The organism is Leptothrix mechoopdaensis (SeqCode) (assembly GCF_053893855.1).
Genome location: NZ_CM132699.1, coordinates 587,659 through 611,323 on the forward strand (window position 1 = coordinate 587,659; position 23,665 = coordinate 611,323).

At 70.5% G+C, this 23,665-nt stretch carries 20 protein-coding genes and 1 pseudogene; 14 read left to right on the top strand and 7 right to left on the bottom strand.

Features of this window, described 5'->3' with window-relative positions; genetic code table 11:
• The first annotated feature begins 99 nt into the window (after nucleotides 1-99).
• From ACWA7K_RS02665 to ACWA7K_RS02710, 10 genes and pseudogenes are all read left to right on the top strand, one after another.
• Nucleotides 100-1,137: a helix-turn-helix domain-containing protein gene (locus tag ACWA7K_RS02665; RefSeq protein ID WP_456165386.1), complete on the top strand. Its 1,038-nt coding sequence runs from the start codon at nucleotides 100-102 to the stop codon at nucleotides 1,135-1,137.
• Nucleotides 1,138-1,307: 170 nt separating this feature from the next.
• Nucleotides 1,308-2,204, top strand: coding sequence for an NAD-dependent epimerase/dehydratase family protein (locus ACWA7K_RS02670; protein WP_456165388.1), 897 nt, complete (start codon nucleotides 1,308-1,310; stop codon nucleotides 2,202-2,204).
• A pseudogene (locus ACWA7K_RS02675) lies at nucleotides 2,201-2,656 on the top strand (DUF2269 family protein); the annotation flags it as partial. The gene ACWA7K_RS02670 and the pseudogene ACWA7K_RS02675, both read left to right, overlap by 4 nt.
• 110 nt (nucleotides 2,657-2,766) lie before the next feature.
• Complete coding sequence (locus ACWA7K_RS02680; protein WP_456165390.1) at nucleotides 2,767-3,342, top strand: DUF4166 domain-containing protein; 576 nt, start codon at nucleotides 2,767-2,769, stop codon at nucleotides 3,340-3,342.
• 173 nt (nucleotides 3,343-3,515) lie between these two features.
• Nucleotides 3,516-5,852: a family 78 glycoside hydrolase catalytic domain gene (locus tag ACWA7K_RS02685; RefSeq protein ID WP_456165392.1), complete on the top strand. Its 2,337-nt coding sequence runs from the start codon at nucleotides 3,516-3,518 to the stop codon at nucleotides 5,850-5,852.
• Nucleotides 5,853-5,938: 86 nt separating this feature from the next.
• Nucleotides 5,939-7,234 carry an ABC transporter substrate-binding protein gene (locus ACWA7K_RS02690; RefSeq protein WP_456165394.1) on the top strand — a complete coding sequence of 432 codons (1,296 nt, stop codon included), beginning with the start codon at nucleotides 5,939-5,941 and terminating at the stop codon, nucleotides 7,232-7,234.
• Nucleotides 7,235-7,371: 137 nt separating this feature from the next.
• Nucleotides 7,372-8,268: a carbohydrate ABC transporter permease gene (locus ACWA7K_RS02695; protein WP_456165396.1), complete on the top strand. Its 897-nt coding sequence runs from the start codon at nucleotides 7,372-7,374 to the stop codon at nucleotides 8,266-8,268.
• Nucleotides 8,265-9,101, top strand: coding sequence for a carbohydrate ABC transporter permease (locus ACWA7K_RS02700; RefSeq protein WP_456165398.1), 837 nt, complete (start codon nucleotides 8,265-8,267; stop codon nucleotides 9,099-9,101). The genes ACWA7K_RS02695 and ACWA7K_RS02700 overlap by 4 nt, the downstream gene beginning before the upstream one ends.
• 2 nt (nucleotides 9,102-9,103) lie before the next feature.
• Nucleotides 9,104-10,135, top strand: a complete 1,032-nt coding sequence (locus ACWA7K_RS02705) for a LacI family DNA-binding transcriptional regulator (RefSeq protein WP_456165400.1) — start codon at nucleotides 9,104-9,106, stop codon at nucleotides 10,133-10,135.
• 46 nt (nucleotides 10,136-10,181) lie between these two features.
• Nucleotides 10,182-11,327: an ABC transporter ATP-binding protein gene (locus ACWA7K_RS02710; RefSeq protein WP_456165402.1), complete on the top strand. Its 1,146-nt coding sequence runs from the start codon at nucleotides 10,182-10,184 to the stop codon at nucleotides 11,325-11,327.
• 16 nt (nucleotides 11,328-11,343) lie between these two features.
• On the opposite strand, the gene ACWA7K_RS02715 is transcribed toward ACWA7K_RS02710, so the two are convergent.
• From ACWA7K_RS02715 to alsB, 7 genes are read right to left on the bottom strand one after another with little or no spacing between them, the layout of a single operon-like run.
• Nucleotides 11,344-12,354: a hypothetical protein gene (locus tag ACWA7K_RS02715; RefSeq protein ID WP_456165404.1), complete on the bottom strand. Its 1,011-nt coding sequence runs from the start codon at nucleotides 12,352-12,354 to the stop codon at nucleotides 11,344-11,346.
• A complete protein-coding gene (locus ACWA7K_RS02720; protein WP_456165406.1) occupies nucleotides 12,351-12,986 on the bottom strand; it encodes a nucleoside/nucleotide kinase family protein in 636 nt (211 codons plus the stop codon). The genes ACWA7K_RS02715 and ACWA7K_RS02720 overlap by 4 nt, the downstream gene beginning before the upstream one ends.
• 11 nt (nucleotides 12,987-12,997) lie before the next feature.
• Nucleotides 12,998-13,861, bottom strand: a complete 864-nt coding sequence (locus ACWA7K_RS02725) for a sugar phosphate isomerase/epimerase family protein (protein WP_456165408.1) — start codon at nucleotides 13,859-13,861, stop codon at nucleotides 12,998-13,000.
• Nucleotides 13,862-13,920: 59 nt separating this feature from the next.
• Nucleotides 13,921-14,961, bottom strand: a complete 1,041-nt coding sequence (locus tag ACWA7K_RS02730; RefSeq protein WP_456165410.1) for a hydroxyacid dehydrogenase — start codon at nucleotides 14,959-14,961, stop codon at nucleotides 13,921-13,923.
• Between the two features lie 10 nt (nucleotides 14,962-14,971).
• Entirely contained in the window at nucleotides 14,972-15,961 is a 990-nt protein-coding gene (gene alsC / locus ACWA7K_RS02735) for a D-allose ABC transporter permease (RefSeq protein ID WP_456165412.1), read from the bottom strand.
• Between the two features lie 14 nt (nucleotides 15,962-15,975).
• A complete protein-coding gene (locus ACWA7K_RS02740; protein WP_456165414.1) occupies nucleotides 15,976-17,484 on the bottom strand; it encodes a sugar ABC transporter ATP-binding protein in 1,509 nt (502 codons plus the stop codon).
• 46 nt (nucleotides 17,485-17,530) lie between these two features.
• Nucleotides 17,531-18,472 (bottom strand): D-allose transporter substrate-binding protein, encoded by a 942-nt coding sequence (gene alsB / locus ACWA7K_RS02745; protein ID WP_456165416.1) that lies wholly within the window; start codon nucleotides 18,470-18,472, stop codon nucleotides 17,531-17,533.
• A 271-nt stretch (nucleotides 18,473-18,743) separates the two neighbouring features.
• Between alsB and ACWA7K_RS02750 the strand changes: the two genes are divergently transcribed.
• From ACWA7K_RS02750 to ACWA7K_RS02765, 4 genes are all read left to right on the top strand, one after another.
• Entirely contained in the window at nucleotides 18,744-20,003 is a 1,260-nt protein-coding gene (locus tag ACWA7K_RS02750; protein ID WP_456165418.1) for an ROK family protein, read from the top strand.
• Between the two features lie 135 nt (nucleotides 20,004-20,138).
• Complete coding sequence (locus ACWA7K_RS02755; RefSeq protein WP_456165420.1) at nucleotides 20,139-20,945, top strand: substrate-binding periplasmic protein; 807 nt, start codon at nucleotides 20,139-20,141, stop codon at nucleotides 20,943-20,945.
• A complete protein-coding gene (locus ACWA7K_RS02760; RefSeq protein ID WP_456165422.1) occupies nucleotides 20,942-23,098 on the top strand; it encodes a diguanylate cyclase in 2,157 nt (718 codons plus the stop codon). Before ACWA7K_RS02755 ends, ACWA7K_RS02760 begins: the two co-directional genes overlap by 4 nt.
• Nucleotides 23,099-23,165: 67 nt before the next feature.
• A complete protein-coding gene (locus tag ACWA7K_RS02765) occupies nucleotides 23,166-23,657 on the top strand; it encodes an MOSC domain-containing protein (protein WP_456165424.1) in 492 nt (163 codons plus the stop codon).
• Nucleotides 23,658-23,665: the final 8 nt, after the last annotated feature.

A 23,665-nucleotide genomic window follows, 5' to 3' on the forward strand; every position in this document is an offset into this window, starting at 1 on the left:
CCCACCTTCGCCTCCACCTACGCCACCTGGATCGCCTCCCAAAACGCCCTCGTCGAAGGCTCCGGCATCCCCTTGTCCGACCTCCGCCCCTGGTGACCCGTGCACACCCTCCCCACCCTCCTCGCCGGCTACTCCCTCTTCTGCGCCCTCGCCATCGCCCTGACCCACTTCGGCGGTGAGGCGAATCGGGGGCAGGGCGCCGCTCGGGTGATGGGCTTGCTGTTGCTGGCGGCGCTGGCCGGGTTGCAGGGGGTGCATGTGGTGGCGTTGCAGGGGGATGGGGCTTGGACGGATGCGGTGGCGTATCGGGCCGCGCTGTTTGTCGTGGCGCCGTGTTTTTTCCTTTACAGCCGCTCGTTGCTGTCGCCCAAGGCGGGGGATGAGTGGCGGGCGGTGGATCTGGTGCATGTCGCGCCGGTGGGGCTGTCGCTGGTGATGCCGGGGGCGTGGGCGCGGTCGATGGCGTTTGTCGTCGGGGCCGGCTACCTGTTGTGGCTGGGGCGGCGATTGCTGGCGTTGCGGGCCGAGCGGGCGCGGTTTCAGGTCGAGGTGCTGTTGCTGGGCGTGACCTTCCTGGTGGCGGTCGCGGTCGCCGTGCTGGGGCTGTTGCCGGGTGCGCTGCCGGGGGTCCTGTCGGAGCAGGCGTTCACCGGGCTCTATGCGGCCGCGATCGGGTTGGCGTTCCTGCTGGTGCAAGTGACGCTGCACCTGCGGCCGCAGCTGGAGGCCGAGGTCCGCGAGGTCGTGCGCGCTGGCTATGCGCAGACCACGCTGGGTTCCGTCGACTGCGATGCCGCGCTGGGGCGCTTGCAGGAGCTGATGGCGGGCGGGCGGCTGTATGCCGATGCCGACCTGAGCCTGGCCAGCCTGGCGGCGCGGCTGGGGCTGAACGCGCACCAGCTGTCCGAGCTGCTCAACAGCCGGCTGGGCAAGAGCTACGCCCGCTACGTGCGCGAGCAGCGGGTCGAGGCGGCCAAGGCGATGTTGCGTGACGAGCCGACCGCGTCGGTGCTGTCGGTCGGGCTGTCGGTCGGGTTCGCGACCCAGTCGAACTTCTACGACGCCTTCCGCGAGATCGAGGGCACGACGCCGGGCCAGTACCGCAAGCTGACGCTGAGGCCTGGCGCGGCGGGTTGAACGGCGCGGCGGGACGGCTCGACGCTTGCGCGTTTTGCCGATTCGGGGTGCCGAAAGGCTCCGAAACGATCGTTCCGGAGCGGATTCCCGCTCCATTCGGCGCCGATCGGAAGACCCGGCAACGGCGCGTTCCGAGACTGGGGGCTCCTCAACACGGATGGAGTCTTCAGATGGCGAGCGATCGCAACGGGGCGGGACGACCGGACGGCGGTCCGGCGGGGCATGGCAGGAAGGTGCTGCTGACCGGGGCGTCCGGCTTCATCGGCCGGCACATTCAGGCGGCGCTGGTGGCGGCCGGGCACACCGTCGTGCCGGTCTCGCGCCGGCATGGCGTGGACCTGGCGGGGCTGACGTCGGCGAGCCGGTGGCGGCCGCATCTGGCGGGGGTCGACCGGGTGATCCAGGCGGCCGGGATCATTGGCGAGACCGGCCGTCAGACCTTCGACCTGCTGCACGTGCAGGCCCCGCTGGCGCTGTTCGAGGCCTGCGTCGAGACCGGCGTGACGCGGGTCGTGCAGCTGTCGGCGCTGGGCGCGGACGCGGGTGCGTTCTCGGCCTATCACCGCAGCAAGTTCACGGCCGACGAGGGCCTGCGGCGGCTGCCGATCGACAGCTTCGTGCTGCGGCCGTCGCTGGTCTACGGCGAGCCCGGCGACGCAGATGCGGAAGGCACCAGCAGCGCGCTGTTCCGGCGGCTGGCGCGGTGGCCGTGTCTGCCGGTGGTCGGGGACGGGCGGCAGGCGATCCAGCCGATCCGGCTGGGCGACCTGGTCGAGACCGTGATGCGCTGCCTGCACGCGCAGCCGGCGCGGCGCACGCTGGATGCGGTCGGGCCGGAGGCGATCACCTTCGCCGACTGGCTGCAACGGCTGCGCGCCGCGCAAGGCCTGCCGCCGGCGCGGCTGCTGCACGTGCCGCCCGCGCTGGTGCAGGCGCTGATGCGGGCGGGCGCGCCGTTCAGCCCGATGCTGCGGGTCGACAACCTGCGGATGCTGCAGGCGGGCAACGTGGCGGACGTCGCGCCGCTGGCGGCCTTCCTGGGCCGCATGCCGGGGGCCGTGCGATGACCTACACGACCCTCAAGACGCTGCACATCCTCAGCATGGTGCTGCTGTTCGGCACCGGCCTGGGCAGCGCGTTCTACAAGTGGATGGCCGATCGCACCGGCTCGGTCGCGCACATCGCCGCAACCGGGCGGCAGGTGGTCCTGGCCGACTGGCTGTTCACCACGCCGACGGTGATCTTCCAGCCGCTCAGCGGCCTGTGGCTGGCGCACCTGGTCGGCTGGCCGTTGACGTCGCCGTGGCTGGCCGCCAGCCTGGCGCTGTACACGCTGGCGGGGCTGTGCTGGCTGCCGGTCGTCTGGCTGCAGATCCGCATGCGCGACCTGGCCGAAGCCGCCGTCGCCAGCGGCACCGGCCTGCCGCCGCATTACTGGCGACTGGCGCGGATCTGGTTCTGGCTCGGCGTGCCGGCCTTCGTCGCGATGGTGATGGTCGTCGTGCTGATGGTGGGAAAGGACGTGGTGGGCAAGGACGTGGTGGGCAAGGACGTGGTGGGCAAGGACGTGGTCGGCATGGACCTGGCCGGCGGGACCCCGTTCGCGCTTCCCCGGACCGGAGGCCAGCCATGACCCCCATGCGACGGGCGCTCGGCGCCGACTGGGACCGCCTGCCGCCGGCCCTGCAGGCCCACCACGGGGCGGAGGCTGCGGCCGACTGCGGCCACATGGACATCGACTACCCGAGCGCGATGCAGCCGGGCCTGCGCCTGCTGGGCGCGCTGGGCGCCTTGCTGAGCCGGCGCGGCCGGCAGGTCGAGACCCGCGTCGACCGCTTCCTGGACGGCGAGCGCCAGCACTGGCACCGCACGATCCGCTATGCGGACGGCGAGGCGATCACCTTCGACAGCGTCTGGGTGCCGTCCGGCCCGGGCCGTTTCATCGAGTACGTGAACCCCTGGCTCGGCCTGGAGATGGCACCCACCTGGGACGGCCAGCGCCTGACCTGCCGCGGCCTGCGCTTCGTGCTGCGCATCGGCACGTGGCACGTGACGGTGCCGCAGTGGCTCGGCCCGGGCGTCACGACGATCGTCGAGCAGGCCGTCGACGACCGCCACTTCGCGATGGACTTCCGCATGACGCACCCGTGGTTCGGGCAGCTGTTCCGGTATGCGGGGCGGTTCGAGGCGGGGCGGCGGGGGTGACGTGGTGGGTGTTGGTCACCGTCAGGCGCCCGGGAAAACACCGACGCCACGACACGCCTGATCGCTTGGCATCCGAGTGTGTACCGCTCTACACTTTCCTCGAACGACACGGCCACCCCGTCGCCAGCCGGACCGGGTGGTGTCGTGTCCCACGCCGCACAGGAAACGCCGCCATGAGCGACCTCACACCGTCCGCCAGCCTCGCCTGGACCGCCCGTCTGATCCGCCCGCAGACCGACCTCGGTGTCGGTGAACGGGCGCCGTTCGTGCGCCAGACCTTCACGCTCGACAGCGTGCCTGCCGATGCCGAACTGCGCATCAGCGCGCAGGGGCTCTATCGCTGCTTCATCAACGGCCAGCGGGTCGGGCAGGACCTGCTGACGCCCGGCTGGACGAGCTACCAGGACCGCCTGTCGTTCCAGACCTATCCGGTCGGATCCCTGTTGCGATCGGGTGAAAACGTGATCGACATCTGGCTGGGCGATGGCTGGTTCCGCTCGCAGATGCTGTGGAAGAAGATCGGTCAGGTGAACACCTGGGGCGACCGGCTCGGCGCCATCGCCGAGATCCGCAGCGCGGCCGGCGTGCTGCTGGCGACCGACCACACCTGGCGCAGCGGGCTGCTGCCGATCCTGAAGAACGGCATCTATCTCGGCGAGGACTACGACGCCCGCGAGGCCACGCTGACGGCCAGCGCCGGCTGCAGCGTCGACGAGACCTTCGCGCTGGCCACGCTGATGCCGCATGAGACGGGCGCGGTCCGGGAGCTGGAGGCGCTGGCACCAGCCGCGCATTTTTTTGACGCGGAGGGTAGATCGGTCTACGACTTCGGCCAGAACATCGGCGGCTATGTCGCCTTCACGGTCGAGGGCCCGCGCGGCGCGACGGTGGTGGTGCAGCACGCCGAGATCGTCGATGCCGACGGGGTGTTCAACAACACCAACTACCGCAGTGCCCGGGCCGAGCTGCACTACACGCTGCAGGGCGGCGGCCCGGAGTCGTATCGGCCGCATTTCACCTTCCAGGGCTTCCGCTATGCCCGCGTGAGCCTGCCGGCCGGCGTGCGCATGGTCGCGATCGAGGCGGTGCCGATCTCGTCGGCGACGCGCCGCACCGGCTGGCTGAGCACCGGTCATGCGCTGGTCAACCGGCTGGTCGAGAACACGGTCTGGTCGCAGCGCGGCAACTTCATCGAGGTGCCGACCGACTGCCCGCAGCGCGACGAGCGGCTGGGCTGGACCGGCGACGCGCAGGTGTTCGCGCCGACCGCCTGTTTCCTGTTCGAGAGCCACAGCTTCTGGGTCAAGTGGCTGCGCGACGTCGTGGCCGACCAGCGGCCGGACGGCGCCATCGCCCACTTCTCGCCCGACCCGACCCGCGGCCACGAGGACACCGCCAAGGGATTCTTCGGCAGCACCGGCTGGGGCGACGCGATCTGCCTGGTGCCGTGGGCGCTGTGGACCCACTACGGCGACCGCGCGATCCTGCAGGAGACCTTCCCGGCGATGCGCCGCTGGGTCGACTTCGTCTGGTCGATCAGCAACGGCCCGATCGTGCAGCCGCCGCGCCAGTGGGGCGAACGGGGCTTCAGCTTCGGTGACTGGCTGCAGCCGGGCGGCCCGACCGAGAAGCCGGTGCCGACCATCGGCGACGACGCGTCCGCCACGATCTACCTCTACATCTCGACGGCGCTGACGGCCCGCATCGCCGCGCTGCTGGGCCATGACGCCGATGCCGCGCTGCTCGCCGAACGGGCCGCGCAGGTCAAGGCGGCCTTCCAGCACGAGTTCATCGCGCCGAGCGGCCGGCTGGTCTACGACGATCAGACGTCCTATGCGCTGGCCATCGTGCATGACCTGATCCCCGCGCACCTGCTGCCGGCCGCGCGGCGCCACTTCAAGGCCACCATCGCGCGGGCCGAAGGGCGCATCGGCACCGGCTTCATCGGCACCCCGGCGCTGCTGCCGGCGCTGGTCAAGATCGGCGAACCGGAGCTGGCCGCCGCCGTCTTCCTGCAGGAGGAAGTGCCCGGCTGGCTCTACCAGGTCAAGCGCGGCGCGACCACGATCTGGGAACGCTGGGACGCGATCCGGGCCGACGGCTCGGTGTTCGACCCGGCCATGAACTCCTACAACCACTATGCCTACGGCGCCGTCTGCCAATGGCTGTTCGAGGGCGTCGCCGGCCTGAAGCCGGATGCCGAACGGCCGGCCTTCCGCCATGTCGAGCTGTCGCCGGTGATCGTCCCGGCGCTGTCGCCGGTGCAGGCCGCCCACGACAGCCTGCACGGCCGCATCGAGGCCGGCTGGACCGTCGACGGCGATGCCGTGCGCTACACGGTCACGCTGCCGCCGGGCTGCACGGCGACCTTCCGCCCGGGCGCCGGCCATGCCGATGTCGTGGTCGACGGACTGGCCGTCGGAAACGCCGATGCCGGTGCCGATGCCGGCGCCAGCCCGGTCGAACTGGCCGATGGCCGCCACGTCATCACCTTCAGGCTCATCGGCTGAGCCACCCCGATCGGATCCCTTCCCCCACCGCGCACAGACGCCGTTCAGCGCACTTCCACGCACGTCAACACCACAGGAGACTGACCATGCCGACCTTGATCGCCCGCCGCCACCTGCTCGCGTCCGCCGCCGCCCTGGCGCTCGGACTCGGTGCCGCCACCGCCCATGCCGCCAGCACGATCACCGTGCTGATCGACGGCGGACCGCAGACCGTCGGCGCGCTGAAGGCGCTGGCCGCCGACTTCACCGCGAAGAACCCGGATATCAAGGTCGAGATCGAGACGCGCCCGGGCGGTGCCGAGGGCGACAACCTGATCAAGACCCGTCTGGCGACCGGCGAGATGGCCGATGTCTTCCTCTACAACGCCGGTTCGCTGTTCCAGGCCCTGAACCCGAAGAAGAACCTGGTCGACCTGACCGGCGAGCCGTCGCAGGCCAACGTGCTGGACGTCTTCAAGCGCGTCGTGACGGTCGAGGGCCGCCAGTACGGCGTGCCGGTGCAGACGGCGATGGGCGGCGGCGTGCTCTACAACCGCAAGGTCTACGACAAGCTCAAGCTGCAGGTGCCGAAGACCTGGGCCGAGTTCCAGAAGAACAACGCCGCGATCAAGGCCGCCGGCGGCGTCGCGCCGGTGATCCAGACCTTCAAGGACACCTGGTCGTCGCAGCTGTTCGTGCTGGGCGACTTCCACAACGTCGCCACCGCCGTGCCGACCTTCGCCGACAACTACACCGCCAACAAGGCCAAGTACGCCAGCACGCCGGCGGCGATGAAGGGTTTCCAGCGCCAGGAGGAAGTCTTCAAGGCCGGCTACCTCAACCGCGACTTCGCCACCGCCAAGTTCGAGGACGGGCTGCGCATGGTCGCCAAGGGCGAGGGCGCGCACTACCCGATGCTGACCTTCGCGATCGGCGGCATTGCCGTCAGCCACAAGGAGTTCATCAACGACGTCGGCTTCTTCGCGCTGCCCGGTGACGATGCCGCGCAGAACGGCGTGACGGTGTGGATGCCGCCGGGCCTCTACATCCCGAAGTCGAGCGAGAAGCAGGCCGAGGCGAAGAAGTTCCTCGCCTTCGTCGCCAGCGTCGACGGCTGCAATGCCCAGACGCGCGGCGCCGGCCCGCAAGGCCCCTACATGGTCAAAGGCTGCGAACTGCCGGCCAGCGTGCCGCCGTCGGTCAATGACCTGGTCGCCTACTTCAAGCCGGGCGCCAAGAGCACGCCGGCGCTGGAGTACCTGTCGCCGGTCAAGGGCCCGAACCTGGAGCAGATCACCGTCGAGGTCGGCTCGGGCATCCGCAAGCCGGCCGACGCCGCAGCGCTGTACGACGAGGACGTGCGCAAGCAGGCGCTCCAGCTCGGTCTCGCTGGCTGGAAGTGATGACTTGAACGGTGTCGGGCGCAGGCCCGCATCGAGGATTTCACGGGGGTGAAAACCGGCCGGTCTTCGGCATCGTTCGATGCTGCGGACCGGCCCTCTCTTCCCGCGATGCACCACTCGCTCCACCTGTCTCGGCCATGACCTCCGACAACCGCCAACGTGCCCGGCCTCGACCGGTCGAGGCCCGCAGCTACCCGGCCTGGTTCTTCATCCCGGCGGCGATCGTCTTCGGCGTGCTGTTCCTCGCCCCGATGCTGTCGTCGTTCTACTTCGCCTTGACCCGCTGGACGCTGTTCGAGTCGACCTTCATCGGCCTGGACAACTTCGAGCAGTTCCTGCGCGAGCCCTTCCTGGTCAAGGGCCTCGTCAACACGCTGATCTACGCGGTCGTGACCTCCGGCCTGAAGGTCGTCTTCGGCATGGCGCTGGCGGTGGTGCTGACCTCGCCGATCGCGTTCCGCGACTTCCTGCGCTCGGTCATCTTCTTCCCGGTGCTGGTCAGCACGGTCGGTGTCGGCCTGACCTTCACGGTGCTGATGCACCCGGACCACGGCCTGATCAACCAGGTGCTGGCGTGGGTGGGCATCGAGGGCCCGTCCTGGCTGACCGATCCGCGCTTCGCGCTGCTGTCGGTCGCGCTGGTGGACGTCTGGAAGGGCGTCGGCCTGGCCACGCTGATCTACATCGCCGGCATCGTCGCGATCCCGGCCGAGTACTACGAGGCCGCCCGCATCGAGGGCGCCGACTGGCGCCAGCAGTTCCTGCGCGTGACGCTGCCGCTGGCCCGGCCGGCGACGGTCACGGTGGTGATCCTGAGCTTCATCGGCGGCCTGCGTTCCTTCGACCTGATCTGGGCGATGACACGCGGCGGCCCGGGCTTCACGACCGACGTCATCGCCTCGGTCATCTACAAGCAGTACCAGGCCGGCTTCTACGGCCTGTCGACCGCCGGCAACGTCGTGCTGTTCGTGCTGATCTCGGCACTGGTGGTGCCGCTGTACCTGCGCCTGAACAAGGATGCCGCCGCATCATGAACCGCCTCAAGAAGCACTGGAACCTGATCGCCGGCCTGCTCGGGCTGGTGGTGGTCAGCGCCATCTTCCTCGTGCCCTTCGCCTTCATCCTGGCGATGTCGGTCAAGGACGTCGAGCAAGCCGCGCTGCTGCGCTTCACCTGGCCGGCGGTCACGCATGCCTGGGACAACTTCCGCCAGGTCATCGAGGCGCGCGACCACATGCTGCTGCTGGCCTTCTTCAACAGCGTCGTCATCACGGTGGCCAGCGTGGCGCTGATGGTGGTGTTCGGCGCGATGGTCGGCTTCGTGCTGCAGCGCCGCCGCAGCGCCTGGAGCCGCGTGGCCGATGTCTGCATCCTCGCCGGCCTGATCATGCCGCCGGCAGTGGTGCCGACCATCTGGGTGATGCAGAGCCTGTTCCTCTTCAAGACGAAGACGGGCCTCGTGCTGATCGAGGTGGCCTACGGTCTGGCCTTCAGCATCATGCTGTTCCGCGCCTTCATCGCGACCGTGCCCAAGGAGCTCGACGAGGCTGCGATCATCGAAGGCGCCGGCCCGCTGGCGCTGTTCTTCAAGGTCATCCTGCCGCTGCTGAAGCCCGTGGTGGTGACGGTGATCGTGGTGCAGTCGGTGGCCGTCTTCAACGACTTCACCAACCCGCTGTATTACCTGCCCGGCGCGAAGAACGTGACGGTGCAGCTGACGCTCTACAACTTCCAGAGCATGTTCACGACGTCCTACAACCTGCTGTTCATGAACATCCTGCTGATCACGATTCCGCCGCTGGTGATGTTCCTGTTCTTCAACCGCCAGATCGTGCAGGGCATGACGGCTGGCGCGGTCAAGGGCTGACGATGGCCGACCCGATCAAGCGCGCCACCATCGCCGACGTCGCCGCCAAGGCCGGCGTGTCCCGCTCGGCGGTCTCCAAGGTGCTGCGCAACGCCTACGGCATCAGCGAGCAGATGCGCGCCAGCGTCGAGCAGGCGATGGCCGAGCTGAACTACCGGCCGCAGATTGCCGCACGTGGCCTGCGCGGCCGCACGTACACGCTGGGCGTGGTGATGCCCGACATGCGCAACCCCTTCTTCCCGGACATCCTCGACGGCGTGTGGAGCGCCATCGAGGGCACGCAATACCAGCCGCTGATGGCCGTGCGACCGCCGGCTCACCGCACCGAGCAGGCGCTGATCGAGACCATGCTCGACCACAAGATCGACGGCTTCGTGCTGATCGCGCCGATCATCGGCCACGACGACCTGTGGAAGCTCACGACCACCGTGCCGATCGTGATGCTCGGCCGTCACGAGACCGGCGGCGCCTTCGACACCGTCAACAACGACGACGAGGAGGGCGCCTTCCTGGCCGTCTCCCACCTGATCGCGCAGGGCCACCGGCGCATCGCCTTCTTCAGCTTCGAGCCGCCCGAGGACAGCGCCGTCAACCCGGTCGTCTACCGCCAGCGCGGCTACATCCGCGCGATGCAGTCGCACGGCCTCGACAACCACCTGCAGATCTGCAAGACCCGCAGCGGCGGCTCGGATGACGAGGACCGCCAGCTCGCCCGCAGCGTTCTGGGCCTGCCGTCGCGGCCGACGGCGATCTTCTGCTGGCACGACACGGTGGCGATCAACGTCATGGCCGAGGCCCAGGAGATGGGGCTGCGCGTGCCGCAGGACCTCGCGGTGGTGGGCTACGACAACTTCCACATCAGCGCGCTGCCGCAGATCTCGCTGACCTCCGTCGACCAGGACCCGCACGGGCTGGGCGCGGCGGCGGCCGAGCAGCTGATCGAGCGCATCGAGGGCCGCACCGAGCCGGTCCACCACGTGACGAAGCCGACCCTGGTGGTGCGGCGTTCGTCGCAGACGACCCGCGCGGGCTGATCCGCGCACGACACGTCGACCTACACCTGACACACGGAGCCTGCACATGGCCAGCGTCGAACTCCAGAACCTGCGCAAGTCCTTCGGCTCGCACGACATCATCAAGGGCGTGGACCTGCGCATCGAACACGGCGAGTTCATCGTGTTCGTCGGCCCTTCCGGCTGTGGCAAGTCCACGCTGCTGCGCCTGATCGCGGGGCTGGAGATGGCCACGTCGGGCACGCTGTCGATCGGCGAGCGGGTCGTCAACGACCTCACGCCCAAGGACCGCGGCATCGCGATGGTGTTCCAGTCCTATGCGCTGTTCCCGCACCTGACGGTGTTCGACAACGTCGCCTTCGGCCTGAACCTGGCCGGTGCGCCGAAGGACGAGGTCGAGCGCAAGGTCGGCGAGGCCGCGCGCATCCTGAAGATGGAACACCTGCTCGGGCGCAAGCCCAAGGAACTGTCCGGCGGCCAGCGCCAGCGCGTGGCGATCGGCCGCGCCATCGTGCGCAACCCGGAGGTCTTCCTGTTCGACGAGCCGCTGAGCAACCTCGATGCGGCGCTGCGCGTCAACACCCGCGCCGAGATTGCCCGGCTGCACCGCGACCTGGGCGCGACGATGGTCTACGTGACCCACGACCAGGTCGAGGCGATGACGCTGGCCGACCGCATCGTCGTGCTGGAGGCCGGCGAGGTGCGCCAGGTCGGCCGCCCGCTGGAGCTCTACCACCTGCCGAAGAACCAGTTCGTGGCCGGCTTCATCGGCTCGCCGAAGATGAACTTCCTGCCGGTGCAGGTCAGCGCGGTCGACGCGCAGGGCGTGACGGTGACCTCGGCCGCGCTGGTCGGCGCACACCGCATCCCGGTGGCGCCGGGCCGCACGCAGGTCGGCGAGGCGATGACGCTGGGCATCCGGCCCGAGCACATCGGCGCCGGGGACGGGCCGGTCGTCGGGGGCGTCGCGGCCGTGAGTCTGGGCGGCGAGGTCGGCCTGGTCGAGCGGCTCGGCCACGAGACCTTCGTCGAGATCACCACCGCATCCGGCCCGTCTCTCAGCGCGCTGGTCGGCGGCAACACCCGCGTGGCCCTGGGCGAGACGCTCGGCCTGCACTTCTCGCCCGACGACGCCCACCTGTTCGCCGCCGACGGCCAGGCGCTGCGGCGCCAGCGCGTGCCCGACATCGTGGCGATGCCGCTGGCGGCGTGAGGGCCCGCCCGAGCCTTCAGACGCCGCTGGCCGACAGCCGGTAGCTCACGACCTGAGCCTGTGCCGGATCGAGCCGGATGCCGTGCTGGCCGGCCAGCGGGTGGTCCGGGGCGGGCGTGACGACGCGGCCGAGGTCGAAGAAGCCGGACATCGGTTCGATGCCGAGGGCGACGTGGCGGCCGGACCAGGGCGGGTGGCGGCGGCCGCGGTTGCTGAACCACAGCAGCGCATCGGGCAGCACGGCGGTGTCCCAGTCGAGTTCGACCCGCACGCCTTCGGCCAGGTAGTCCAGCGCGAACGGCGGCGCGCAGCCTTCGAGCTGCAGCAGCTCTTCGGTGTCGTGCATCAGCGGCAGGCGGTCCAGCGCGGTGATGCCGTCGAGCGACGGCACGGCGGTCAACGACGACGCGGTGGCCAGCGGGCGCAGGCGCGAGACGCCGGGCTCCGTCGGCACCGGGTAGGTGTGGATGCAGCGGGCCGGCGTGGTGTGGAGGTGCACGCCGGTCGACGGCACCGCGAAGGTCGGGTGCAGCGCCAGCGGCATCTGGCAGGCGCGGCGTGCGTGGATGTGCAGCTCGACGTGGAGCGCGGCGGCGTCCGGGTCCGGGCGGATGTGGCGCTCCAGCCGTGCGATCGGGCTGTCGGCCGGGTAGTCGATCGCGACGCTCAGGACGTCGTCGTCTTGCGCGACCCGGTGCCAGTCGTGGTTGGCGGTGTAGCCGTGGGCCCAGTCCTCCTCGGCCGCGTGGCCTTGCCAGCCGTGCGGCAGGCCGGGCGGTGGCTGCACGGCGCCGTAGGGCAGGCAGGGCCATTCGCCGCGCAGGCGGCGCAGCACGCCGGGCCAGCGCGGGTCGTTGTCGGCGCCCCAGGGCGCCACCTGCAGCGGCGACACGCTGCGGCCGTCGCGCAGGCGCAGCGTCAGCGGCGCGAGCATGCCGCCAAGGGCCTGCACGGTGACGTCGCCCCAGCGCCAGCGCAGCGTCCATTCGACCGGTTGGGGCGTGTCGTCGGCCGGCCCGGCGTTCATGTGACGCGGACCCGGAAATGCGTGCGCGGCAGCGTGGCCTCGATCAGCCGGGCGTTCGGCTCGTCGGTGCCGTGGGCCCAGTCGATCGCCTCCTGCTGCGAGCGGCCGTAGCGCATGTGGCGCGCGACCAGCCGTTCCATGCGCAGGGCCGGGTCGACGTCGACGAACCAGATCTCGTCGAGCAGCGGCGCGACGTGGCGCCAGCCGCCCTGGTCGTGCGCGAGGTAGTTGCCCTCGGCGATCAGCAGCGGGATGTGCGGGTGGATCGGGATGGCGCCGGCGATCGGCTCCTCGATCTCGCGCCGGAAGGTCGGCGCGTAGACGATCTCGTCATCGGCCTGCTGGCGCAGCCGGCGCAGCAGCGCGACATAGCCGTGGCTGTCGAAGGTGTCGGGCGCGCCCTTGCGGCCGGCGCGGCCGAGCCGGGCCAGTTCGACGTTGGCCAGGTGGAAGCCGTCCATCGGCACGATCTGCGAGCGCTGCGGGTGCAGCGCCTGCAGGTGTTCGGACAGCGTCGACTTGCCGGCCCCGGGCGGGCCGACGATGCCCAGCAGCGTGCGCGTGTCGCGCGCCAGGAAGGTGGCGAGCCGCTCGGCGGCGTCGCTCAGGGACAGCGTGGGGGGCAGGCTCATCGTCGTGCGTCTCAGGCGTTGCGGGCCTTCATCATGCCGTCGGCCATGAAGGCACGCGCGTGTTTGGCCAGGTCCATGCCGTCGCCCCAGAGGTTGCGCCAGACCGACAGCGCGTTCGACAGGGTGTCGTCGACGACGGCCGACGAGAAGCTCTCGAAGGTGATCACGCCCTGGTAGTCGATCTCGGCCAGCGCCTGGAAGAACTCGGGGAAGTCGATCGTGCCGGTGCCGAGGTAGCCGCGGTGGCTCTCGCCGATGTGGACGTAGCCGAGCCGGTTGCCGCAGGCCAGCACCGGGCGCAGGAAGTCGACCTCCTCGATGTTCATGTGGTACGTGTCGAGGTGGACCTTGACGTTGGGCGCGTCGATCCGGTCGAGCATCTCCAGCGCCTGCATCGCCGTGTTGAGCTGGTTGCTCTCGTAGCGGTTGACGACCTCCAGGCCCAGCGTGACGCCCTTGGCGGCGGCGAAGTCGGCCATGCGCTTGACCGACTCGGTCGCGTTCTGGCGGCCCTTGGCGGTCAGCGGGCCGGGGTACTTGGCCATCGCGCCGTAGAGGATGCCGCCGAAGTAGTTGCCGCCCAGCTGCGCGGCGATCGTCACGCCTTCCTCCAGCATCGCGATGCCGCGTCGGACACATGCCGGGTCCTCGCTGGACACGTCGGCCGCGAACGACAGGCCGCGCGAGCAGCCGACCTTCATGCCGTGTTCCTGCAGCAGGTCGCGGGTGTAGGCGATGTCCATCACCTGCGGTGCGTGCAGCGACAGCTCGACCAGGTCGAAGCCGGCCTGTTTCGAGTCCAGGATGATCTGGCGGGCCGAGGCCGGGGCGAGGTCACCGGCCCAGACCAGTGCGTGGATGCCGAGGGTGTTCATGCGTTTCCTTGGGTGTGGGGCGAGGGTCCGGCGTGCGGGCGGGGGAACAGGGGTAGGGGTCAGCTCTTGTCGATCGGCTTGCTGCGCCACATCGCCACCGTCTCGGGCTGGGCGACCTTGCACAGGCAGGGCGGCAGGCCGCGCGCGATCAGCTCGGCGTCGGCCGTCGCCAGCACGCCGATGTTGGCCAGCGCCTCGGCCATGCCGCCGGCCACGTGGGGCGACAGCAGCAGGCCGTCGACCTGGCGGGCGCGGTGGCCGGCCGGCAGCGGCTCCTGCGGGAAGACATCGGTGGCGACGCGGATGTGGCCCGATGCGGCGACGTCGAGCAGCGCGTCGAAGTCGACCACGCCGGCCCGGCTGACCAGCACCAGCGCGGCGCCGGGCCGCATCGACCGGAAGGCGTCGCGGTCCAGGAAGCCCTGGTTCTGCGAGGTCACGCCGGCGACCACGAAGACCAGCTGCGAGCCGCTCAGCACCTCGTCGAGCGTGGCCGGCTGGCAGCCGTGCGCCTGCACGTGTTCGGCCGGCAGCCACGGGTCGTAGGCCTTCAGGCGCGGCTTGAACGGCGCCAGCAGCGGCACGATCGCGCGGCCCAGGTCGCCGAAGCCGATGAAGCCGATGTCCTGCCGGTGCAGCGACCAGGCGTCGCGGTTGGCCTCCAGCCCGTAGGACTCCAGGCCCTGCCGGAACAGCCGGTCCGAACGCGTGATGCCACGCGCCAGGTCGATCGCCATGCCCAGCGCGGCCTCGGCCACCGGCTCGGCGAACACGGGGCTGACGCTGAGGACGCGCACGCCGCGCGCCATCGCGCAGGCGTAGTCGATGTTGGGCAGGAAGTTGCTCTCGACGTTGACGATCGCGCGCAGCCCAGGGGCGGCCAGCAGGCGGGCCTCGGGCATGTCGATCTGGCCGAGCAGGATCAGCAGCCGGGGCGCCAGCGCGTCGAACTCGGCCGGTGTCGGCGGCACGTCGTCGTAGACGTGCAGGTCGCCCAGCGCACGCAGGCGCGCCAGCTGGTCGGCGGTGAAGATGTCGGCGACACGGCGCGGCGCGGGCGCCAGCAGGATCACCGGGCGGTCGGACGGCGGATGGCTCATGGACGGGGCCTCATTTCTGCTGGCCGAACAGCTTGTCGGCCGTGACGGTGCCGATGATCAGCGCGCCCATCACGATCTGCTGGTAGTACGACTGCACGTTCATGATGTTCAGGATGTTGCTGATCACGCCGATGATCAGCCCGCCCACCACGACGCCGGAGACCCGGCCGCGACCGCCGAAGAAGCTGGTGCCGCCGATGATGGCCGAGGCGATCGCGAAGGTCTCGAAGCCGGTGCCGGCATTGGGTTCGGCCGCGCCGGTGCGGGCAATCATCACGACGCCGGCGATGCCCGCGCAGACCCCCGAGATGACGAACACGACCAGCGTGTGCAGGGGGATGTCGATGCCCGAGAACCAGGCCGACTGGGCGTTGCCGCCGAGCGCGTAGACATTGCGGCCGACCTTGGTGCTGCCGGCCAGCACATGCAGGAAGGCGGCGACCGCCAGCGCGATCAGCACGGGGGTGGGCACGCCGAGGATGCGGCCGGCGACGATGTTCGAGAAGGTCACCGGGAAGCCGAACACCGAGCGCGCGTCCGACAGGATCAGCGTCAGGCCGCGGTAGATGGCCATCATCCCCAGCGTGATGATGAAGGGGTGCAGCTTCGTCACGTTGACCAGCACGCCGTTGATCGCCCCGAGCAGCGCACCCAGCAGCACGCCGCCCAGCAGCACCGCCAGCCACGGCGGGCAGCCGGCCACCATCAGCTGCGCGGTGACCATGCCGGTCAGCGCGAGCATCGAGCCGACCGACAGGTCGATGCCGGCGATCAGGATCGTGAAGAACACGCCGCAGGCCAGCAGGATCATCACCGAGCTCTGCAGCAGCACCTGCACCAGGTTGTCGGTGGTCAGGAAGTACTGCGGCGACAGCGCGCTGCAGATGGCCACCAGCACCAGCAGGATGGCCAGCGTGCCGTAGCTCTGCCAGAGCGTGCCGAGGTCGGGCCGCGCCGCGCGGGCGCTGGCCGCCGGGGCGGTCTTGTCGGGAGTCGTCATCGGGTGTGGGGCGCTCAGGCCGTGGCGATGCGCAGGATGTCTTCCTCGCTGGCATCGGCGTTGTCGAGGATCTGGGCGATGCGGCCGTGGCGGTAGACCGCGATGCGGTCGCACACGCCGAGCAGCTCGGGCAGTTCGGAGGACACCATCAGGATGCCCTTTCCGGAGGCCGCCAGCGTGCGCATGATCTGGTGGATCTCGCTCTTGGCGCCGACGTCGATGCCGCGCGTGGGCTCGTCGAAGATGAAGACCTCGCTGTCGGCCGCGAGCCACTTGGAGATGATGGCCTTCTGCTGGTTGCCGCCCGACAGCTCGGTGATGTTCTGCTCCGGCGAGGCGCAGCGGATGCGCAGCCGGTCGCGGTACTGGCGGCCCAGCGACCGTTCCAGGTCGAGGTCGACCCGTTCGAGCGACAGCCGCCGTCTCGCGCCCTTCACGAAGGGCAGGATCGAGATGTTCTCGGCGATCGAGAAGTTGTGGAAGAAGCCGGTGTGGCGGCGGTCCTCGGTCACGAAGGCGATGCCGGCCTTGACGGCCTGCCACGGCGAGCCGATGGCCAGCGGCCGGCCCCGCAGCCGGACCTCGCCGGCGGCCCTCGGACGGGCGCCGAAGATCGTCTCCATCAGCTCGCTGCGGCCCGAGCCGATCAGGCCGGCGAAGCCGAGGATCTCGCCATGTCGCAGGCTGAAGCTGACGTCGCGCACGCGGCCGTCGCGCGAGCTCAGTCCGCGCACCTCGAAGACGGTCTCGTGGCCTTGATCTGGCAGCGGCGCGGGCCGGCCGGCCTGCACCTCGCGGCCGACCATCGCGGTGATCAGCGTCTGCGGCGGCGTCGTCCTGGCGGGGAAGGTCGCCACCAGCAGGCCGTCCTTCAGCACCGACACCCGGTCGGCCACGCGCGGGATCTCCGCGAGCTTGTGCGAGATGTAGACGATGCCGATGCCGGCGGCCTTCAGCTCGCCGATGACCTGGAACAGGTGGCGCACCTCCTCGTCGGTCAGCGACGAGGTCGGCTCGTCCATGATGATCACGCGGGCGTCGCTGGCCAGCGCCTTGGCGATCTCGACCTGCTGCTTCTCGGAGATCGACAGCCGGCCGACCCGCGTCGCCGGATGGCGGTCCAGACCGACCCGCTGGAGCACCTCGCTGGCGCGGGCGCGGATGCGTGCCCGGTCGATCAGCGGCAGCCCCAGCACGCGCCGCGTCGGCAGGCTGCCGACGAACAGGTTCTCCTCGATCGACAGGTGGTCGATGACGCTGAGTTCCTGGTAGATCAGCCGGATGCCGAACTGCTTGGACAGCGGCGGGGTCAGGCCGGCGTGGCTCGTCTGGCCGAGCCGGATCTCGCCGGCGCTGGGCTGGTAGATGCCGCTGAGGATCTTCATCAGCGTCGACTTGCCGGCGCCGTTCTCGCCCAGCAGGGCGTGGACCTCGCCGGCCTGGACGTCGAAGCTCACGTCCTGCAGCGCGACGGTGCTGCCGAATCGCTTGACGATGCCGCGCACCGCGATCAACGGGTTCATGGAACGTGGACGGCGGTGGGCGACATCGGAGGGCGGCCGGAGCGGCTTACTTGGCGACGATCTGCGAGTCCACCGCGATGAACGACGGCGCCACGTCGACCTTGATGGCCGGCTTGTTCTTGACCGCGTCGATCATCGCGCCGAGCGCGATGGCGCCCATCGCGGCCGAGTCCTGCGCCGCCGTGGCGGTCAGCTCGCCGGCCTTGACCGAGGCGATCGCCTCGGGCACGCCGTCCGTGCCGATGACCATCACCTTGCCCAGCTTGTTGGCGTTCTTGACCGCCTGCAGCGCGCCCAGCGCCATGCCGTCGTTGGCGGCGTAGATGGCCTTCAGGTCGGGGTTGCGCTGCAGGATGGTGTTGGTCACGTCGAGCGCCTTGGAGCGGTCCCAGTCGCCCGGCAGGCTGGCCACCAGCGAGACGTTGGACTGCGTCGCCAGGGCCTTCTTGACGCCGTCGCGGCGGGCGTCGCCGCTGGAGTTGCCGGCCTTGCCCTCGATGATCGCGACCTTGCCGCCCGAGGCACCGAGCTTGCCGAGGATGAACTTGCCGGCCTTCTCGCCGAGCGCCAGGTTGTCGGTCGACAGGAAGGTCACGACGCTGCCGCCGGCCGCCTTCAGCTGGCCCATGTCGGCGCGCTCGTCGATGTTGATGACGTAGATGCCCTTCTTGGTCGCGGCGGCCATCGCCTGGATCAGGTTGACCGGCGAGATCGGCGCGACGCCGACGGCCTTGTAGCCCTTGTTGACGACGTCCTCCATCAGGCGCTGCTGGCCGGTGATGTCGTCCTCGCCGGCGGCGGCGAACACGTCGACCTCGATGCCGCGTTTCTTGGCCTCGGCGACCACGCCGTCCTTCATCGTGACCCAGTACGGGCTGGCCAGCGTCTTGAGCACGACGGCGTAGTCGGCCGCCTGGGCGTTGCCGATCAGGCCGGCGGACAGGCTGGCGGCGGCGGCCAGGGTGAGGGCGATCTGCTTGAGTTTCATGCGTGTCTCCTGTAGCGCGGGCTGCGCTGTTCTTGTGGTGGCATTGCGGGGAACGGGGCGTGTGGGCTGTGGCGTCGGCGACTTCCTTTGCACGGCTTTTATGGCTGCGCAGTCTAGGATTCGCCCCGAATCCGGGAAGTTTTGTATTATTTATAACGAGAATCGTCATAAATAAGCAGCCTATCGGCGATTCAGGGTTAACACTGAGCCAGTTGGCTACGAAATGCAGGGTTCAATGCCGTCGATCCACCCCCGTCCGCCAGCCCGCACCATGAACCCCCACGCGCCCCTCGGACTCGACCTGCCCGGCGCCGCGCCTGCGGTGGTGTTCCGGATGGGCAAGCTGGAGGTCCAGAGCGAGCTGGCGCGGCTGATCTCGGCGCAGCCGGGCATCGGCCGTGCCGACATCGCGCGGCTGACCGGCATGGCGCGCTCGACCGTGTCGGACCATGTCCAGCCGCTGCTCGACGTCGGCCTGCTGAGCGAGCTGAAGGCGCGTTACGCCGGTCGCGGCCGGCCGTCGATGGGGCTGACGCTGAACGCCCGCGCCGGGGTGATCCTGGTGGCCGACATCGGCATCTCGCACGCCCGCCTCGTCGTCGCCGACCTGATGCGCCAGAAGCTCGCCGAGGACGCCCTGACGCCCGACTTCAGCGTGCCGCCGCAGGTGCTGCTCGAACAGGTCGCGGCGCGCTTCGAGGTCCTGTTGCGCGACGGCCAGCTGGCGACGCTGCCGATCCGCTCGCTGGTGGTCGGCCTGGCCAGCCCGGTCGACTTCGAGAACGGCATCCCGGTGCGCCCGCCGATGATGCCGGGCTGGGACGGCTTCCCGATCGCCGACTGGCTGCGCCAGCGCCTGAACGTCGCCGTGCTGGTCGACAACGACGTCAACCTGATGGCGCTGGGCGAGGCCCGTTCGCGCCCGGCGTCGGCCTCGCCGCTGCTGTTCGTCAAGGTCGCCAGCGGCATCGGCTGCGGGATCATCACGCAGAGCGGCGAGCTGCACCGGGGCGCCGACGGCGATGCCGGCGACATCGGCCACATCCGCGTCGAGAAGGGCGCGCGCATCACCTGCGCCTGCGGCAACCAGGGCTGCATCGAGGCGATCGCGTCGGTGCCGGCGATCCTGGGCCAGATCAAGGCCGCCAACGGCGATCCGGACGCCGTGCTGCCCGAGCTGGCGGTGCTGATGTCGAGTGGCGACACGACCGCGATCCGGCTGGTGCGCGAGGCCTCGGCGCAGATCGGCGAGGTGGTCGCGACGCTGGTCAACATGTTCAACCCGGCCTGCATCGTGCTCGGCGGCAAGCTCGCCCACATGAGCGACGACCTGCTGTCGGGCGTGCGCGCGGCGGTCTATCGCCGCGCCCCGCCGCTGGCGACGCGGCGGCTGACGATCGAGAACTCGCGCGTCGGCCGCGAGGCCGGCGTGATCGGCGGCATCTCGCTCGGTGCCGACAGCGCGCTGTCGCCGCAGGCGCTGCAGCAGATGCAGGCGGGTGCGGAGTCGCGGGCCTGGCGCCCGACCTGAGGGGGGGGCCGGGCCTGGCGCCCGGCGTGACATCGGCCGCGCCGCCGCGCCGCCAGCTTGAGCCGGCGCAGGACTTCCGCACGGGGCCGGGCGCAGAATCGGCCGATCGCGACGACGCTTCCGCGCGGGGTGACCATGAGACGCAGCCTCCTGCTGACCGGCCTTGCCGTGACGATCCTGGCGAGCCTCTCGGCGCCGGTCAGGGCCACGACCGCAGCGCCCTGCACCCGCGTGGTGTTCTCGGCCAATCCGGACTACCCGCCCTACCACTGGGCCGAAGGCGACCGCATCGTCGGTGCCAGCGTGGCGCTGACCGGGCGCATCCTCGACGAGCTGGGCGTGGCCTGGGAGGCCCGCCATGTCGGGCCGTGGCCGCGTGTGCTGAAGTCGGCCGAACACGGCCAGATCGACCTGATCGTCAGCCTGAAGCCGACGCCCGAGCGCGAGGCCTATCTGGTCTTCACCCGCGCGCCGGCCTTCCCCAACCCGATGGCGGTCTTCGCCGCCAAGGCCCGGCCGGTGCGCTTCGACAGCCCGCAGGACCTCGTCGGCAAGCGCGGCGGGCGCACCGCCGGTGACCGCTTCGGCGATGTCTTCGACCGCTACGCCGAACAGTCGCTGACGCTGGAGGACGCCGACAGCCTGAACGTCAACTTCCAGAAGCTGGTCGCCGGCCGCATCGACTACGTCGTCACCGGCCTCTACACCGGCCGCGCGCAGCTGCTGCGGCTGGGTCTGGCCGACAAGGTCGTGCCCTTGCCCCGACCGGTCAACGAGGGCGACGTCCACCACGGCTTCTCGCGCCTGAGCCCGTGCGCCGCGCTGATCGATGCCGTCAACACCCGGCTGGCGGCGGCCCGCAAGGACGGCCTGCAGAACCGCCTGCTCGAAGAGGCCCTGCAGCAATGGCAGCGCAGCCAGAAAGGCGGGCCGCGGCCATGAGCGATCGTCGCGGCATCGGCCGGCTGGCCTTCCGCCACGCGATGCTGGCCGCGCTGCTGGGCGTGCTGCTCGGCGCCGCCTTCAGCGTGCTGCAGTTCGGGGCCGACTACCGCCAGTCGGTCGAGACCGAACGGCGCGAGATCCTGCAGATGCTGGCCGTCATGCGCGAGCCGGCCGCGCAGGCTTGCTACAACCTCAACGGCGAGGCGGCCCGGGTGGTGGTGCAGGGGGCGCTGTCCTATGTGCCGGTGCAGCGGGCGATGCTGGTCAGCGACTTCGGCGAGACGCTGGCGCAGGGCAACAGCGACAAGGTCCCGGCCGATGCCGGCCGGGCCTGGTGGACCCGCCTCATCGCGCCGACGCAGGACTACAGCCTGACGCTCGAGGTCGGCCCGTCGCGCAAGCGGGTCGGCGAGCTGAAGGTGGTCATCGCACAGGCACCGCGGGTCGAGCGCTTCCTGCAAGGCGCCTGGCGCGACATGCTGATCAACGTGCTGCGCAGCGTCACCGTCGCGCTGGCGCTGGGCGTGCTGTCCTTCGTCACGCTGACCCGGCCGCTGACGGCCATCGCGCGGCGCATCGGCCACGGGCCGGCACGGTTCGCGGGTGGCGAGCCGCTGGCCGAGGCCGCCCGCGCCGACGAGATCGGCGAGATCGCCAGCGCCTTCGAACGCTACGAGCGCGAGGCCGGCGAACGGGCCCGCAGCCTGGAGACCGCCGCGCGTGCGCTGGCCGCCAGCGAGGTGCGCTACCGCCGCATCGTCGAGACGGCCGGCGAGGGCGTCTGGCAGGTCGATCCGCTGGGCATCACCACGCTGGCCAACGAGGCGATGGCGCGCATGTTGGGCCGCAGCGTCGAGCAGCTGGTGGGCCATTCGATGTTCGAGTTCGTCGACCTGGCCGACCGCCCGGCAGTCCATGCGCTGCTGCGCCCGCGTGACAGCCAGGACAGCGAGCGCAGCGAGATCCGCTTCCTGCGCGCCGATGGCCATGACGTCTGGGCGGAGGTCTCGTCCTGCCCGATGACCGATGCCGACGGCAACCCGCTCGGCACGCTGGCGATGGTCACCAACGCGACCGAGCGGCGTCGTCGCGACGAGGAACTGCGCGCCACCAACGGCCGGCTGACGTCGATGGTGGCCGACCTCGAACGGCACAAGTCCGACATGGCCCGCATCGCCGAACTCAACGAGCTGCTGCAGTCGGCGCGCACCGAGTCCGAGGCCTTCGAGGTCGTGCGCGCCGCCGCCGCCGAGCTGTTCGCCGACTGTGCCGGCGGCTTCGCGGTGGCCGGCGCGGGCGACGACATGCGCGTCGTCGGCACCTGGGGCAACTGCGGCTGCCTGCCCGATCACTACGCCCGCACGGCCTGCTGGTCGATCCGGCGTGGCGGCCCGCACCTGCACGCCGGCCGCGGCGGGATCCGCTGCCGTCACCAGTCCGGGGACATGACGGGCGCGATGTTGTGCACGCCGCTCTATGTCGAGGGCGAGCTGATCGGCGTGCTGCATCTTCACGATGCCCATGAGGACCACGAGGGCGGCAGTCCGCTGGCCGCCGACGGCGCCGCGCAGCAGCGTCTGGAGGTCTTCGGCGAGGTCGTCAAGCTAGGCCTGTCCAACCTGCGGCTGCGCGACAGCCTGCGCGAACAGGCGCTGCGCGACGTGCTGACCGGCCTGCCGAACCGCCGCCTGTTCGACGAGACCCTGCCGCGCGAGCTGACCCGCTGCCTGCGCGCCGGCGAGCCGATGACGCTGGCGATGGTCGATGTCGACCACTTCAAGCGCTTCAACGACCGCTACGGCCACGACGTCGGCGACCGCGTGCTGCGTGCCGTGGCCCAGGTGCTGATCCACGGCATCCGCGCCAGCGACATGGCCTGCCGCTACGGCGGCGACGAGTTCATCTGCCTGCTGCCCGGCATGACCGCCGCCGACGCGAGCGCCCGCTTCGAGCTGGCCCTCTCGCGCATGGCCGAGGAAGCCGGCCACGCCGGCCTGCCGCTCGAACCCATCACCTTCACCGTCGGCCTGGCCTGCGCCCCCGCCAGCGGCACCGACGTCGCCACGCTGACCCGCGCCGCCGATGCCGCGCTCTACGTGGCCAAGGAGAAGGGGCGCAACCGGGTGGAGGTGGCGGCGGCGGTGGCGTGACCAGCGGGCGCCAGACGGTATCCGGAGGCCGCCCCGTTGAACCCGCGCACCGGCCCAGAATGTCGGCATGAAGACCCTTCGAGATCTCAACCGTCCGCCCTCGATCGAGGGACGCATCGAGGCCATCGTCGTGCGCGGCTCGCCCCGCGAGCTGGCCCGCCACATCGACGCCACCGTGGCGCTGGCCGGCATCGGGCTGGCCGACGACCGGCTCGGCCGGCGCGGCGAGGCGGAGCTGTCGACGCGTCAGGTCACGCTGATCCAGGCCGAACACCTGGACGTCATCGCGCGGCTCGCACGTGTCGACCGGGTCGATCCGATCGGCCTTCGGCGCAACCTCGTGGTGTCGGGCATCAACCTGCTGGCGCTGAAGAACGCGCGCCTGCAGGTGGGCGAGGCCGTGCTGGAAATCGTCGGCCCCTGCCAGCCCTGTTCCCGCATGGAAGAGACGATCGGCGCCGGCGGCTACGCCGCGATGCGCGGCCACGGCGGCATGACAGCCCGGGTGATCAGCACCGGCGCGATCCGTCTGGGGGACGGCGTCCGGGCACTGATCTGAGGGCTGGC